The organism is Ruegeria sp. HKCCA0235A (assembly GCF_013033235.1).
Lineage (GTDB): Bacteria > Pseudomonadota > Alphaproteobacteria > Rhodobacterales > Rhodobacteraceae > Ruegeria.
Map to the genome: position 1 here is coordinate 1 of NZ_WQDQ01000018.1, position 13,833 is coordinate 13,833.

At 56.4% G+C, this 13,833-nt stretch carries 16 protein-coding genes; 13 read left to right on the forward strand and 3 right to left on the reverse strand.

Annotation, left to right across the window (positions count from 1 at the left end; all coding sequences use genetic code 11):
* Window positions 1–166: 166 nt before the first annotated feature.
* On the forward strand, window positions 167–370 hold the full coding sequence (locus GOW56_RS20730) for a hypothetical protein (protein WP_171207060.1): 204 nt from the start codon (window positions 167–169) through the stop codon (window positions 368–370).
* A 913-nt stretch (window positions 371–1,283) separates the two neighbouring features.
* Here GOW56_RS20730 and GOW56_RS20735 read toward each other — a convergent pair.
* The 3 genes from GOW56_RS20735 to GOW56_RS20745 all read right to left on the reverse strand — a co-directional run bounded on the left by GOW56_RS20735 (window position 1,284) and on the right by GOW56_RS20745 (window position 3,170).
* Complete coding sequence (locus tag GOW56_RS20735; protein ID WP_171207061.1) at window positions 1,284–2,345, reverse strand: YeeE/YedE family protein; 1,062 nt, start codon at window positions 2,343–2,345, stop codon at window positions 1,284–1,286.
* 41 nt (window positions 2,346–2,386) lie between these two features.
* Window positions 2,387–2,695 carry a metalloregulator ArsR/SmtB family transcription factor gene (locus GOW56_RS20740; RefSeq protein WP_152459831.1) on the reverse strand — a complete coding sequence of 103 codons (309 nt, stop codon included), beginning with the start codon at window positions 2,693–2,695 and terminating at the stop codon, window positions 2,387–2,389.
* Between the two features lie 100 nt (window positions 2,696–2,795).
* Complete coding sequence (locus GOW56_RS20745; protein ID WP_171207062.1) at window positions 2,796–3,170, reverse strand: hypothetical protein; 375 nt, start codon at window positions 3,168–3,170, stop codon at window positions 2,796–2,798.
* A gap of 80 nt (window positions 3,171–3,250) precedes the next feature.
* Between GOW56_RS20745 and GOW56_RS20750 the strand changes: the two genes are divergently transcribed.
* The 12 genes from GOW56_RS20750 (at window position 3,251) to GOW56_RS20805 (ending at window position 13,832) form a co-directional block, all read left to right on the forward strand.
* Window positions 3,251–3,991 carry a cytochrome c biogenesis CcdA family protein gene (locus GOW56_RS20750; protein WP_171207063.1) on the forward strand — a complete coding sequence of 247 codons (741 nt, stop codon included), beginning with the start codon at window positions 3,251–3,253 and terminating at the stop codon, window positions 3,989–3,991.
* 14 nt (window positions 3,992–4,005) lie between these two features.
* A complete protein-coding gene (locus GOW56_RS20755; RefSeq protein WP_171207064.1) occupies window positions 4,006–4,584 on the forward strand; it encodes a thioredoxin family protein in 579 nt (192 codons plus the stop codon).
* 131 nt (window positions 4,585–4,715) lie between these two features.
* Window positions 4,716–5,192, forward strand: coding sequence for a sulfur oxidation c-type cytochrome SoxX (soxX, locus tag GOW56_RS20760; RefSeq protein WP_171172632.1), 477 nt, complete (start codon window positions 4,716–4,718; stop codon window positions 5,190–5,192).
* A gap of 47 nt (window positions 5,193–5,239) precedes the next feature.
* A complete protein-coding gene (gene soxY / locus GOW56_RS20765; RefSeq protein ID WP_171207065.1) occupies window positions 5,240–5,656 on the forward strand; it encodes a thiosulfate oxidation carrier protein SoxY in 417 nt (138 codons plus the stop codon).
* 36 nt (window positions 5,657–5,692) lie between these two features.
* Window positions 5,693–6,022 (forward strand): thiosulfate oxidation carrier complex protein SoxZ, encoded by a 330-nt coding sequence (gene soxZ, locus GOW56_RS20770; RefSeq protein WP_171207066.1) that lies wholly within the window; start codon window positions 5,693–5,695, stop codon window positions 6,020–6,022.
* Between the two features lie 70 nt (window positions 6,023–6,092).
* Window positions 6,093–6,938: a sulfur oxidation c-type cytochrome SoxA gene (soxA, locus tag GOW56_RS20775; RefSeq protein WP_171207067.1), complete on the forward strand. Its 846-nt coding sequence runs from the start codon at window positions 6,093–6,095 to the stop codon at window positions 6,936–6,938.
* 87 nt (window positions 6,939–7,025) lie between these two features.
* A complete protein-coding gene (gene soxB / locus GOW56_RS20780) occupies window positions 7,026–8,723 on the forward strand; it encodes a thiosulfohydrolase SoxB (protein WP_171207068.1) in 1,698 nt (565 codons plus the stop codon).
* A 24-nt stretch (window positions 8,724–8,747) separates the two neighbouring features.
* On the forward strand, window positions 8,748–10,010 hold the full coding sequence (soxC, locus tag GOW56_RS20785) for a sulfite dehydrogenase (RefSeq protein ID WP_171207069.1): 1,263 nt from the start codon (window positions 8,748–8,750) through the stop codon (window positions 10,008–10,010).
* Window positions 9,994–11,319, forward strand: a complete 1,326-nt coding sequence (locus GOW56_RS20790; protein ID WP_171207070.1) for a c-type cytochrome — start codon at window positions 9,994–9,996, stop codon at window positions 11,317–11,319. Before soxC ends, GOW56_RS20790 begins: the two co-directional genes overlap by 17 nt.
* A 2-nt stretch (window positions 11,320–11,321) precedes the next feature.
* Window positions 11,322–12,029: a c-type cytochrome gene (locus GOW56_RS20795; protein ID WP_371807932.1), complete on the forward strand. Its 708-nt coding sequence runs from the start codon at window positions 11,322–11,324 to the stop codon at window positions 12,027–12,029.
* Between the two features lie 24 nt (window positions 12,030–12,053).
* Window positions 12,054–13,316 carry an NAD(P)/FAD-dependent oxidoreductase gene (locus GOW56_RS20800; protein ID WP_171207071.1) on the forward strand — a complete coding sequence of 421 codons (1,263 nt, stop codon included), beginning with the start codon at window positions 12,054–12,056 and terminating at the stop codon, window positions 13,314–13,316.
* Between the two features lie 81 nt (window positions 13,317–13,397).
* Window positions 13,398–13,832 (forward strand): DUF302 domain-containing protein, encoded by a 435-nt coding sequence (locus GOW56_RS20805; RefSeq protein ID WP_152457377.1) that lies wholly within the window; start codon window positions 13,398–13,400, stop codon window positions 13,830–13,832.
* Window position 13,833: the final 1 nt, after the last annotated feature.

The following is a 13,833-nucleotide window of genomic DNA, read 5'->3' on the forward strand; positions in this document are numbered from 1 at the left end:
TTGCCAAGGCGCCGGTCACCCAATCAGTGGACGACTTTTGCTCCGCCCCATGGCCGGTTTTTACGCCGCCGTTGACACTCTGCATTGGGGAAAAGCCGCAATTTCTACACCTGAGATTAATTTTTGGCGTGCGATAGTTAACCGATATTCAACATGAGGATTTAGCATGAAAAAACTTGCAACCATCGACCTGCCAAGAACAAATACTAACGCCCTTGAAGTGCTAGCATGCTACCAGGCCGCAGCCGAGAGAGCCGGAGCCGAGCAAGCCAAAATTCAGACCTTTTTGGAGGATGCCGTACAGGGTGACTTTGAGCACTTGTTGCGTGTGGTGAACACCCACTTTGAGATCTCTATCGCAGGGTCTTGATTGGAGAGGACCTGGCATGCCGCCACGAGACCATGAACCAGCAATTGAACGGCGCATTTAGTCGTCTTTTATTTCGGATGCGCAGGTAAATATTTCGGATGCGCAGGTAAATAATACGAGGCCTCAGACAACAGCGATGCCAGATCACTCAGTTTTACCAGTACACCAGGTGTCCTGGCGTCATCTTGCCTTCCATTTGCGCACCATGTGTCTCAAGTCTGCAAGTCAGCTATGATGCGGTCGCGAACCGATTCAAAGCTGGCGCAAGTAATGGAAATAGCTACGACTCGGATTGTTAGCCAACATAATAAGGAAGCCTTGGGCATGAACTAAGGCAGGTTCTTGGCCAAGCGCCAATTCAGTCAAGCTGACGAAAGCTTTGCGAAGAAAAGCGTGTCACTGGCCAAGGCTGCAACATGTACAGCCAGACAGGGCGGAGATTTCAAAAATCGCAGACTTGGCTGGCTGTCCGGTGATTGCTTTTTTGCCTCGGTGGCCTTGTGGGATTGCAGGGTCCTTGCTGACGACCAAATCTCGTTTTCGCTGGCAGGTCTTCAATGTGTCAGAAAGCCGAAACTGCGGTTGCTGAAGTCCTTGTTGCCTTTTTTGATAGTTTATCCGAGGCAAGACCTGCCTCGTGATTGCCTGAAGGCTTGCGGCTCAAAGGCTGGGTTCTTTTGGCATTGAAGATCGTTGAAGATTCCTGTTCCGCCTTTTGCGGAGTGACGCATGCGATTGGGCTGTGCAGAATTCTCGACCGACCCTGGGACATTGCGGGTGCGAGCGCCGCAAACCATTCTTTAGATCAACCAAAAGACCGGTCATGTACCAACCAACAAAGCCTGACCACTCAAGTGGGGCTACTCGGCGCGACCGACACCTTTTTGGCATAAGGCATGGTGGTGTTAAGAACTCAGCGCTCGGTAATGAAGGACAGCCCGGACACTAGTTGTCTCAGTCCAAGCGCCGCGCCTGCAAAGATCGCGGCGAATGTCACAGGCGCGCTGTAGGCCAGAAGTGAGAAGGCAGATATGCCTTGTCCGACGCTGCAACCGACTGCGATGATCGCTCCGGGGCCCATGATCGCCGCGCCCAGCATCTGCCGTTTCAATTCGCGCGGATCTTCGCAGGCTTCCCAGCGAAAATGACCCTTTGACCAAGACCCCAAAAACGCGCCGATCAGAACGCCCGAGACTGATCCGACGGCAAAAGACAAAGTGTTTCCGGACGCTGTCATCAAGTAGAATATCGTGTCACCCAAGGGTGCCGCGAAGGTATGCGTTTGCACCGGCTCACCGTCAAAGCCGTGGGTTGCTACCCAATTCGTGCCAAGCCAGCCCGAAACGATCGCCAGTCCAACCACAGATCCCCAGAACACCTGCGCTGGCGTACTGCGGAACTGCTGGTTCGCCAAAGCGAAGACCACCAAAACGACACCGACGGCAGAACCGACGAACCACGCCGGAACAGAGGTCACCCGTTCAGCTAGAAAGCTGACGCTTTGGGGCGCGCTGATATCCATTTCCACTGGAAACAGCCAAACCCGCAGATATGCCAGGGGGCCGGACATTACGACATACGCCGAAAGGCCCATGATCAGGACGATGACGAAGGATCGAAGGTCGCCACCTCCCAGCCTTGCCAGCGCCCCATAGCCGCAGTTCCCGCTGATGGCCATTCCATAACCGAACATGAGGCCACCCACGATCGAACCGATCGGGTTCCAGGTCTGGGCAAGGTAGCGTGTTCCGACAGGGTCAAGCCACCCGAACGCCATGGCGGCATGGCTTCCAACAATCGCGACGCCAATCGCAACCGCCCACATGCGAAGTCGCCGGTCATCGCCCGCGTAAAGGAAGTCTTCGATTGCACCCAACGTGCAAAAGCGCCCGATGCGCACAGCCAGCCCCAAAGCGATGCCCCCAATCAAACCGATCAGAGCAACGGCATTTGCGTCTCCCAATGCTTCGAACATTGCCAGTCTCCTCCCAAAGCTGGCGGCGTCTTGACCGGCTTCTACGTCTCCCGGCAGAAAAGATCGTAAACGACTTCCAGTATTTGCGTCGAACGATCATCAGCCAATCTGTAATAAATTGTCTTACCCTCGCGCCGTGTTTTGACCAAGCCTTCAAAGCGCAGTCGGGATAATTGTTGGGATACGGCGGCCTGTCTCGCCGACAGCATCTCTTCCATCTGGGTGACGGACTTTTCACCCGATGACAGATAGCACAAGATCATCAGACGCCCCTCGTGGCTGATGGCCTTCAGGAAGTTTGATGCCGTCTGGGCATTCTCCATCATTCGGTCCAGATCTTCCGCACACATGTCCTTTGTGAACACCGGCAGTTTCGATGGTTTGTCCAAAAGGATCGCCTCGCTTTCTCAGCTTCACGCATTCAAAACAGTTTATGTAATTTGCCGCCGATTAGCCAGAGGTCTCAACCTGTACCCCTGCGTCACGCAGCATCACGCCCAACAACCCCCAGAAAAAGTCTTCGCCGGGGTAGCCTTCGATCCGGCCGACTTCGTGGCCGTTGTCCAGCAAAACAAAGGTCGGAGTGTAGTAGAGAGGTCGTTCTAGGGTGATCCCATCCGGCAGGGATTCATGGATGTCGACACGCTGAAGCGGGGCGGCAACTCCTTCTTGTGTTTTCGGGTAGATCCCCGAGATTTCGGAATCCCATCGGGCACACCACATGCACCCATCTTCTTCGGCCATCAGAAGCGCCATTTCCGCCCGTAAAGCCAGAGGCGAAATAAGCAACGTGACCGCAAGCACAAGCAGGAAAAGGTGGCGCATCTCAAGCTCCGATTGACCGCAGCGTCATATCTTTATTACTTTGAATGTATGAATGATAGCGTGCCAGGACGGGTTTGACCATGCTCGACATTACATTTGCAGGGGCTTTGGTCGCAGGGCTGTTGTCATTTCTGTCCCCGTGCATCCTGCCGATTGTCCCGTTTTACCTCAGTTACCTGGCGGGTGTCGGGATGGAGCAGATTTCTGCCAGTTCAGTCATTTCCGGCAACGTTCGCCGCAGGGCAACGCTTTCTGCAATCGCTTTTGCAGCAGGGATCATAACGATATTTATGGCCCTTGGGGCCACGGCTTCGATATTCGGTCAAATGATCCGCGAATACTTCGATATTCTTCGTTGGATTGCCGCGGCCATCATCATGGCGATGGGCTTGCATTTCCTGGGGCTGATTCGCATCGGATTCCTGTATCGCCAGTTTCGGGCAGATGTCGGTGAAACATCAAACCCGAGCCTGATTGGTGCGTATGTTCTGGGACTGGCATTTGCTTTTGGCTGGACGCCCTGTGTCGGGCCCGTGCTTGCTGCAATCCTGTTTACGGCGGCCGGAACCGAGACGGCTTGGCGCGGTGCGATGCTTCTATTCGTTTACGGGGTGGGAATGACCGCCCCCTTTGTTCTGGCGGCCTTTTTGGTGCGCCCCTTCATGCAGTGGATGGCGCGGTTCAGAAAGCATTTGCCTCTGATCGAGAAGGCCATGGGCTGTCTGTTGATTCTGTTCGGCGCTCTGATCGCAACCAACTCGATCAATCGCGTGGCTCAATGGATGCTGGACCATATGCCCTGGCTTGCGGCCATCGGATAATACGGGAGGAAAACATGAAGCGAACATTGTCAGTTTTGATGGCGTGCTTAGTGGGCGTGGCGGTTTCAGCCGCCGAGCTTGGCGACGACGGGTTGCACAAAACACTATGGATGCGCGACACGTTCAAAGACCTTCGCGAGGATCTTGAAGAGGCGTCAGATGAAGGCAAACGCCTGGTTTTGTTTATCGAGCAACAGGGCTGCATCTATTGCAAGAAAATGCACGAAGAGGTTTTCCCCCAGCCCGACCTGGCGGCGTACATCGAAGAGAACTTCTTTGTCGTCCAACTGGATCTGCACGGTAGCACCACGGCCACCGACTTTGACGGGGAAGAGAGCGAGCAAAGAGCGCTGATGCGCAAATGGGGGATTCTGTTTACACCGACCCTTGTATTTCTGCCGGAAGAGGTTCCCGAGGACGCCACCGCCATTGATGCAGCGGTTGCAGTCATGCCGGGGGCGTTTTCGAAAGGAACAACCTTGGATCTGTTCACCTGGGTCTTTGAAAAGCGCTACGAACTTGAAAATGGTGAAGATTTTCAGCGCTACCACGCACGGCGCATTCAGGAGCGAAACAATATTTCGCAAGACTGAGGTCGGGGGATATAAATAAAAAAATTCATTGTAATGAATTTAATGTTGCGACAGGCCACCCTCGTCGACTACGGTACACAAATGCTTTGGGTCGCAAAGCGCCGTCGGCGTGTTAGCAAATGGGAGGGATCATGAAGCTGAGACTCTTAACATTGGTCTGCGCAATGACAGGGGGTGCCGCGTTTGCCGCGGATACCGACCCGAAAAACGTAACCTATGGTGAATATGGTGCCGTAGAGGTCTCGTTGACCGGCGCGGCCGGTGACGCGGCAAATGGCGCGCTGATCGTTGGCGACAAGTCAAAAGGCAATTGCGTGGCGTGCCATGCGGTCTCGGCTTTGGCCGATATTCCGTTCCATGGCGAGGTTGGCCCGGCGCTGGATGGTGCCGGTGATCGTTGGTCCGAGGCCGAGCTTCGCGGATTGGTTGCAAACGCGAAAATGACGTTCGAAGGCACGGTGATGCCGGCATTCTACAAGGATGACGGCTATATCCGCCCGGGCGACGCCTATACCGGCAAAGCCCCGACCGAGCCTCTGACGTCGATCCTGACAGCGCAGGAAATCGAAGACGTGGTCGCGTTTCTTGCAACCCTGAAAGAGGAATAGTCACGCTTGTCCAGCGTGATTTTTCGAAGATTCAAAGGAGATTGAAAATGGAACTCTCTCGCCGCGAAACTCTGGCCCTTGGGCTGGGTGCCGCGTTCCTGACAATGATGCCGTTTCGTGCAAATGCGGCCGCTGAGGATGCGATTGCCGCGTTTACCGGTGGGGCGGATGTGGCTGACGGCAGTGTTACACTGACGGCACCTGAAATCGCCGAAAACGGAAACACCGTTCCGATCGAAGTAAGCGCCCCGGGTGCGGCGTCGATTCTGATCGTTGCAGCAGGCAACCCCGAACCGGGCGTCGCAACGTTCAACTTCGGCCCGTTGGCCGCTGAACAGGCTGCTTCAACCCGTATCCGCCTTGCCGGAACGCAGGATGTCATTGCCGTGGCGAAGATGGCAGATGGCAGCTTTGCCAAGGCATCCGCGACCGTAAAAGTGACAATCGGCGGCTGCGGCGGCTGATAGCCACGCGCGCCTCGAAGAACAGGAGACTAACCAATGGCATCCGGTGTGAAACCCCGCGTCAAGGTTCCCAAGAAAGCCGCAGCTGGCGAAACCGTCACGATCAAGACATTGATCAGCCACAAGATGGAAAGCGGACAGCGCAAGGACAAAGAAGGCAACGTCATACCTCGGTCGATCATCAACCGTTTCAGCTGTGAGTTTAACGGCGAAATGGTGATCGATGTGACGATGGAGCCGGCAATCTCAACCAACCCGTATTTCCAGTTTGAGGCAACCGTGCCCGAGGCAGGTGAGTTCGTGTTCACCTGGTACGATGACGACGGCTCTGTCTACGATGAGAAGAAATCGATCGAGATCGCCTGACGGCTCGACCACTAAGGCAGATCAGCGCCGGACATGACGTTTGGCGCTGGTCCACCAAGGGAGGAACGTAATGAATACAAAGGCATTAACGGCGATCGCGGCAGTTCTGGTTTTCCCAGTGGCAGCAATGGCCGGACCTGACGAAGACGATCTTGTGATCAATGACGAGCTGGACATGACCTCGGTCACCGAAGCGCCGGCGCATCTGGAAAACCTGGACACGATCTATTCCGGTTGGCATTTCCGTACGGATGAAACCCAGGCCCTTCAGATCGATGATTTCGACAATCCGGCGATGATCTTCGTCGATCAGGCTGCTGACCTTTTTGAGACGGTCGATGGGGCTGCCGGCAAAAGCTGTGCCTCGTGCCACGACGGGGTGGAAAGCTTCAAGGGATTGCAGGCTTCCATGCCGAAGGTTGATGCCGAAACCGGCAAGCTGGTGGTCATGGAAGATCTGATCAACGCGTGCCGGACCGAGCACATGGAGGCCGATGCCTGGAAATGGTCCGGCGGCGATATGCAGGGCATGGTCGCTTTGATCGGACTACAGTCACGCGGGATGCCCATGAACGTTGCCATCGACGGTGATGCCGCCCCGTATTGGGAACAGGGCAAGGAAATGTACTATACTCGCTATGGCCAGTTGGAGCTGAGCTGTGCCAACTGTCATGAAGACAATTGGGGCAACATGATCCGGGCAGATCACCTGAGCCAGGGAATGATCAACGGGTTCCCGACGTATCGCTTGAAACAGGCCAAGCTGATTTCGCGACACAATCGTTTCCGCGGTTGTATTCGTGATACGCGGGCGGAAACCTTTGCCGAAGGTTCAGACGAATTCCGTGCGCTGGAGCTTTATGTTGCCTCGCGTGGCAACGGGCTTTCAGTCGAAACCCCGGCTGTGCGCCAATAACGAACGACCCGCGCGGGCGATGTCTGGCGCGGGTTTTTCAAGAATGCAACATTCATACATTTATATGTGTAACAGGAAAGCCGAAAGATGATTTCTCGACGTGACTTCTTGCAGGTTTCAATGGCGGCATCGGCTCTGTACGGAGCGTCCGGGTTTGGCAATTGGGCCAGGCTTTGCGCGCAGCAAAGTCTGACGCAGGATCAGCTGCTGGAGTTTGAGACCTTTGGCAATATCAGCCTGATCCATGTCACTGACATCCACGCGCAACTCAAACCGATTTACTTCCGTGAACCCGAGATAAACCTGGGTATCGGCGAGGCGAAAGGGCAGATGCCGCACGTCACGGGGGCCGCGTTCCGCAAGGCCTACGGGATCGAGGATGGCAGCCCGTCCGCCTATGCGCTGACATACGACGACTTTGCGGCCCTGGCAAAGACCTACGGTCGGGTCGGTGGTTTGGACCGGGTCTCGACGGTGATCAATGCCATCCGTGCGGACCGGCCCGATGCCCTGCTTTTGGATGGCGGCGATACCTGGCACGGGTCTTACACCTGTTACCAGACGGCTGGTCAGGACATGGTCAATGTCATGAACGCGCTGAAACCTGATGCAATGACCTTTCATTGGGAGTTCACGCTGGGCAGCGACAGAGTTAACGAAATCGTCGAAGGGCTGCCCTTTGCCGCTTTGGGTCAGAACATTTTTGATGCCGAATGGGATGAACCTGCGGAATTGTTCAAGCCCTACAAGTTCTTTGACCGAGGCGGTGCAAAGGTTGCCGTGATCGGGCAGGCGTTCCCTTACATGCCAATTGCGAACCCGGGTTGGATGTTCCCTGAATACTCTTTCGGCATTCGGGATGAGAACATGCAGGCAATGATCGACGAGGTTCGCGATGCCGGTGCCGATGTCGTCGTCGTCCTCAGCCATAACGGCTTTGACGTGGACAAGAAAATGGCCGGTCGGGTGCAGGGGATCGACGTGATTCTCAGTGGCCACACCCATGATGCGCTGCCCGAGCCGATTCTGGTGGGCAAAACGCATATCATCGCGTCAGGCTCGAACGGCAAGTTCGTCAGCCGCGTGGATCTGGATGTGCGGGATGGGCAGTTGATGGGGTTGAAGCACAAGCTGATCCCGATCTTTTCTGATGTTATCGCTCCGGATCCTGCGATCACCGCCCTGATAGATGAGCAGCGCGCGCCCTATGAGGCGACGCTTAGCGAAGTGATCGGCAGAACGGACTCGTTGCTCTATCGTCGCGGCAATTTCAACGGAACCTGGGATGACCTGATCTGTGATGCCCTGCTCAAAGAGCGGGAGGCAGACATTGCCATGTCCCCCGGTGTTCGTTGGGGGCCGTCGATCCTGCCGGGGCAGGAGATCACGCGCGAGGACATCTGGAACGTCACTTCGATGTCATATCCGAATGCCTATCGCACGGAAATGACGGGTGAGTTCATCCATGTGATCCTCGAGGATGTTGGCGACAACCTGTTCAACCCTGATCCCTACTACCAGCAGGGCGGCGACATGGTCCGTGTCGGTGGGCTGGGCTACCGCATCGACGTGACCAAGCCGCAAGGGCAGCGGATCAGCGAGATGACCCTGCTCAAGACAGGTGAAGCGATTGATCCGTCGAAAACCTATGTCGTGGCCGGCTGGGCCAGCGTCAACGAAGGCACCGAAGGTCCGCCGATCTGGGATGTCGTCGAAAACCACATTCGCAACCTTGGAACCGTAACGGTGCAAGAGAACACCAGCGTCGATGTCGTCGGCGCCTAAGAAACAGATGGAGACCTAAGAGATATGGATGACGCGTTCAAACCGTCCCGCCGGGCCTTCCTGAAAGGCAGTGCCGCGGTCGCCGCGGGGTCAGTTGCAGGTGCGGCAGTGGCAGAAACGCCCGACCCCCTGATAACAGAGCTTCAGGATTGGGCATCGTACACGGGTGCAGGCGTTGACGAGACACCTTATGGCATGCCGATCAGCTATGAATCCCATGTCGTGCGCCGCAATGTGGAATGGCTGACCGCCTCTCCGGTTTCGTCGATCAACTTCACGCCGATCCACGCGCTTGATGGTACCATCACACCCCAGGGCTGCGCCTTTGAACGGCACCACTCGGGCGCAATCGAGCTGCGCAAGGAAGACTATCGGCTGATGATCAACGGGCTGGTCGATCGCCCGCTTGTCTTTACGTATGACGACATCGAACGTTTCCCGCGCGAAAACCACGTGTACTTCTGCGAATGCGCGGCGAACACCGGGATGGAGTGGGCGGGTGCGCAGCTCAACGGCGTGCAATTCACCCATGGTATGATCCACAACATGGAATACACCGGTGTTCCGCTGCGCACACTGTTGCAAGAGGCCGGCGCCGATATCTCGCCCGACAAATGGGTCTATGTCGAGGGCGCGGACGCGTCGTCCAATGGCCGCTCCATTCCGATGGAAAAAGCGCTGGATGATGTGTTGGTGGCCTTCAAGGCAAATGGCGAGGCCCTGCGGATGGAACATGGCTATCCTGTGCGCCTGGTCGTGCCAGGCTGGGAAGGCAACATGTGGGTCAAATGGCTGCGCCGGATCGAGGTCGTCGACAGGGCGGTCGAAAGTCGCGAAGAAACGTCGAAATACACCGATGTTTACGCCGATGGCACGGCTCAGAAATGGACTTGGGTGATGGATGCGAAATCCGTCATAACCTCGCCCAGCCCGCAAATGCCGATCAAACATGGGCCCGGGCCGCTGGTGATTTCAGGGCTTGCATGGTCAGGCCACGGACAGATTACCCGTGTCGATGTGTCCAAGGACGGCGGCATCACGTGGGAGACGGCACGCCTTGGCAAGCAGGGCGACACCAAGGCTTTGACACGTTTCTATCTCGACACGAATTGGGACGGGGCGCCCATGCTCCTACAGGCCCGAGCAATGGATGAGACCGGCTATGTACAGCCAACCAAAGACCAGCTGCGCGAAAAGCGCGGCGAGAACTCGGTCTATCACAATAACTGTATCCAGACGTGGTACGTAAGCGCAGAGGGGATCGCCGAGAATGTCGAAGTCTCTTAGTCATGTTTTCCTGCCCGTATTTGGCGGCACGGCGTTGGTGCTTGCGGGGGCGTTGGTGTTCGCCAACCGAAACTTCGGCCAATCGAAGATCGAAATTTTGGAAACCCGGATTGGTCAGGTCGAGGCCCACGCAGCAGCCGCACAGGAAAAAGCGAAGACAGAAGCCGAACGAGCAGCCCAGCTTGAGCTCAAACTCCAGGAAATTCAGGCCGCCGCAGCGGAACGGGTCGCGAATGGCGCGAACCTGACCGCACCCGCGCCCAGCCGCGAGGGCACCTATGGGCTTGGACGGCCTGCGCTAGAAGAAGAGATCGCGGCCTGGGACGTTGACGTTTTGCCGGACGGGCGGGGCTTGCCTGTCGGATCGGGCGACGTTTGGACCGGGGAAGATGTGTTTGCCGACCGCTGCGCGTCATGTCACGGAGAGTTTGCCGAAGGTGTGGACAACTGGCCCGTTCTTGCCGGTGGGTTCGATACGCTTGCAAACGAAGATCCCGTGAAGACCGTGGGGTCATACTGGCCGCATTTGTCTACTGCCTGGGATTACATTTCCCGATCCATGCCATTTGGCGAGGCGGGCACTTTGACCGCAGATGAGACCTATGCGATTGTTGCCTACATCCTGTATTCAAATGATTTGGTGGATGACGATTTCGAACTGAGCAACGAAAACTTCGCCGAATTCGAGATGTACAATAAGGACGGTTTTGTCGTCGATACACGACCCGAGACCGAGTACGCCGAATGGCGCAAAGAGCCTTGCATGGAAAACTGCAAGGCAGAGTCCGCTGTCACGATGCGTTCCGTTTTTCTGGTCGAGACGCCGCCCGAAGGTGGGTCGAACTCGGTGATGAATGATGCCACCGTTGAGGGGTTGCCGACATTCACTGCGGACGGCCCGTCGTTCATTCCGGCAGCGGCACCCAAGCCCGAGGAAGAAGCCGCTGCGGAGCCAGCCGTTCAAGAGGCCGAAGAGACCGACGAAGCAACGGAACTGGTTGCCGCCGGAGCGAAAGTCTTCAAGAAGTGCAAAGCCTGCCATCAGGTTGGTGAAGGTGCAAAGCACGGCACCGGGCCGGCGTTGAACGGAATAGTCGGGGCCAATGCAGGATCGGTCGAGGGGTTCAAATACTCCAAGGCGATGAAAGCCGCATCCGAAGCCGGCCTTGTTTGGACGGATGAGGAAATGGCGGCCTTCCTGACGAAACCCAAGGATTACATGAAGGGCACGCGAATGTCTTTTGCAGGGCTCCGGAAGCCAGACGACGTTGAGGCCGTGATTGTCTACCTCAAATCGTTCGGAAGCTGATCGTGCGGTGGTCGGACATAGTGGCGTGTGCGGCGGTTGTGGCGGCTTTCGCCACATCGACCTACGCAACCGAAGACCTTGGTGATGCCGAGGCCGGGAAAACAGTGTTCGCCAAATGCAAAGGCTGCCATCAGGTTGGCGAAGGCGCGGAAAACAAAATCGGTCCGCATCTGAATGGTGTCTTTGGGCGCAAGGCCGCAGGTCTCGATGATTTCAATTATTCCAAAAGCCTTATGCGCGCGGGAAATTCGGGTTTGGAATGGCACGCTGACACCTTGTCAGCCTATATCGAAAATCCCCGTGCATTCGCCTCGGGCACAAGGATGAGCTTTCGCGGTCTGAAAGACCCGGAAGACCGGGCCAATGTGATTGCCTATTTGCGAGGGTTTTCAGACAACCCTCGGGACATTCCCGAAGCGGACCCAACCGCGAAAGGCACGGACCATTCCGTCGATCCAGCGATCCTGGCGATTCAGGGAGATCCCGAATACGGCGCATATCTCAGCAGCGAATGCACGACGTGCCATCAGATCGAGGGAAGTGACGAGGGTATCCCGTCGATCGTGTATTGGCCCGACGAGGATTTTGTCGTCGCCATGCACGCATACAAGGACAAAAAGCGGCCACACCCGGTTATGCAAATGATCGCCGGAAGGCTGAGCAATGACGAGATCGCGGCGTTGGCCGCATATTTCAATAACCCAGAGTGATTGTGCCTAAGGGGAGGAAACGCGATGACACTCAATAGACGTATATTTCTAGGAGCCGCCGGGGTGGCGGCAGCCGGATTATCTGCACCGATGGTTCTGGCTCAGGGCAGGCCCCGGGTCGTTGTTGTCGGCGGCGGTGCAGGCGGCGCTACGGCTGCCCGTTATATTGCGAAGGACAGCAAAGGTGAGATCGACGTGACGCTGATCGAGCCGTCGCGGACTTACTACACCTGCTTCTTCTCGAACCTGTATCTTGGAGGGTTCCAGGAACTTTCCGATATCGCGCACAGCTATGGAACGCTTGCTGCCGACTATGGGATAAACGTGGTCCACGATTGGGCCATCGGTGTTGACCGCGATGCCAAGACTGTATCCTTGGCCGGGGGGGGCTCGGTCCCGTATGACAAACTGATCCTCAGCCCGGGTATCGATTTTGTCGACGGGGCTGTTGAAGGCTGGGACGTCTCGGCGCAAAACAAGATGCCGCATGCGTACAAGGCCGGCTCGCAGACAGAGCTTCTGAAAGCTCAGATCATGGCGATGCCCGAAGGCGGTACCTTTGCGATGGTTGCACCACCAAACCCGTACCGCTGCCCGCCCGGACCCTATGAGCGGGTCTCGATGGTTGCGCATGTTCTGAAAGCAAACAATCCCACCGCGAAAATCATCGTGGCGGATCCGAAGCCGAAGTTTTCGAAGATGGCATTGTTCCAGGAAGGCTGGGCAAACCATTACGAAGGCATGGTCGACTGGATCGGTGAAGACTTTGGTGGTGGAAATGTCTCGGTAAACCCGGACGCGATGACGGTGACCATCGACGGAGAAGAGACCAAAGTCGACGTCTGCAATGTGATCCCGGCGATGAAAGCCGGACGCATTGCCGAAATGGCCGGAGTGACCGAAGGCAACTGGGCGCCGGTCATTGCCGCGGACATGTCCTCCAAGGCGGATCCGGACATCTATGTCCTGGGCGATGCCAGCCAGCAGGGTGACATGCCGAAATCGGGTTTCTCGGCCAACAGTCAGGCGAAAGTGTGCGCGAATGCCGTGCGGGGCGCGTTGACCGGATCCAAGGTGTTCCCGGCCAAGTTCTCCAACACCTGCTGGTCGCTGATCGACACGGATGATGGCGTGAAGGTTGGCGCAACCTACGAGGCGACGCCGGAAAAAATCGCCAAGGTGGACGGCTTCATCAGCCAGACCGGCGAAGATGCCGATCTGAGAAAAGCAACGTATGAAGAGTCGCTGGGTTGGTATGCCGGTATCACCTCGGACATGTTTGGATAGAAGTTCTCGGGGGTTTTGACACGGGTCAAAGCCCCCGAAGCTCAATCTGAGAAACTGCGGCTCAGGAGGAGGATCAAGATCATGAAACACTTAATCATCACGGCCGCGTTTTTTGCGGTCTCTGCCAGTCAAGGGCTTGCCGAGGATATCATCACGACCCCCTTTGACGGAAGTTTTGATGATGCCACCTTTGCGGTCGAATCCGCCATTGTCGGGCAGGGGTTGGTCATCGACTATGTGAGCCACGTTGGCGAAATGTTGAACCGAACGGGCGCTGATGTCGGCAGCGACAAACAGATATTCGCGGCGGCGGACATCTTTATTTTTTGCTCGGCAAAGATTTCGCGAGAGGTGATGGAAGCTGATCCGATGAATATCGGCTATTGCCCATACGGGATTTTCGTGGCCGAGGACGATGACGGGGTGAAGGTCGGATACCGAAGCTATCCGGATGGCCCAATGCAAAAGGTCCAGACCCTGTTGTCTGGAATCGTTGAAGAGGCCGTTGGGGATTGAA

Coding starts and splice junctions, on each gene's coding strand:
- soxA (WP_171207067.1), top strand. CDS start 6,093: ATGAATACAAAGGCATTAACGGCGATCGCGGCAGTTCTGGTTTTCCCA.
- GOW56_RS20800 (WP_171207071.1), top strand. CDS start 12,054: ATGACACTCAATAGACGTATATTTCTAGGAGCCGCCGGGGTGGCGGCA.
- soxZ (WP_171207066.1), top strand. CDS start 5,693: ATGGCATCCGGTGTGAAACCCCGCGTCAAGGTTCCCAAGAAAGCCGCA.
- GOW56_RS20790 (WP_171207070.1), top strand. CDS start 9,994: ATGTCGAAGTCTCTTAGTCATGTTTTCCTGCCCGTATTTGGCGGCACG.
- soxY (WP_171207065.1), top strand. CDS start 5,240: ATGGAACTCTCTCGCCGCGAAACTCTGGCCCTTGGGCTGGGTGCCGCG.
- GOW56_RS20735 (WP_171207061.1), bottom strand. CDS start 2,345: ATGTTCGAAGCATTGGGAGACGCAAATGCCGTTGCTCTGATCGGTTTG.
- GOW56_RS20805 (WP_152457377.1), top strand. CDS start 13,398: ATGAAACACTTAATCATCACGGCCGCGTTTTTTGCGGTCTCTGCCAGT.
- GOW56_RS20740 (WP_152459831.1), bottom strand. CDS start 2,695: ATGTGTGCGGAAGATCTGGACCGAATGATGGAGAATGCCCAGACGGCA.
- soxC (WP_171207069.1), top strand. CDS start 8,748: ATGGATGACGCGTTCAAACCGTCCCGCCGGGCCTTCCTGAAAGGCAGT.
- soxX (WP_171172632.1), top strand. CDS start 4,716: ATGAAGCTGAGACTCTTAACATTGGTCTGCGCAATGACAGGGGGTGCC.
- GOW56_RS20750 (WP_171207063.1), top strand. CDS start 3,251: ATGCTCGACATTACATTTGCAGGGGCTTTGGTCGCAGGGCTGTTGTCA.
- GOW56_RS20745 (WP_171207062.1), bottom strand. CDS start 3,170: ATGCGCCACCTTTTCCTGCTTGTGCTTGCGGTCACGTTGCTTATTTCG.
- soxB (WP_171207068.1), top strand. CDS start 7,026: ATGATTTCTCGACGTGACTTCTTGCAGGTTTCAATGGCGGCATCGGCT.
- GOW56_RS20730 (WP_171207060.1), top strand. CDS start 167: ATGAAAAAACTTGCAACCATCGACCTGCCAAGAACAAATACTAACGCC.
- GOW56_RS20755 (WP_171207064.1), top strand. CDS start 4,006: ATGAAGCGAACATTGTCAGTTTTGATGGCGTGCTTAGTGGGCGTGGCG.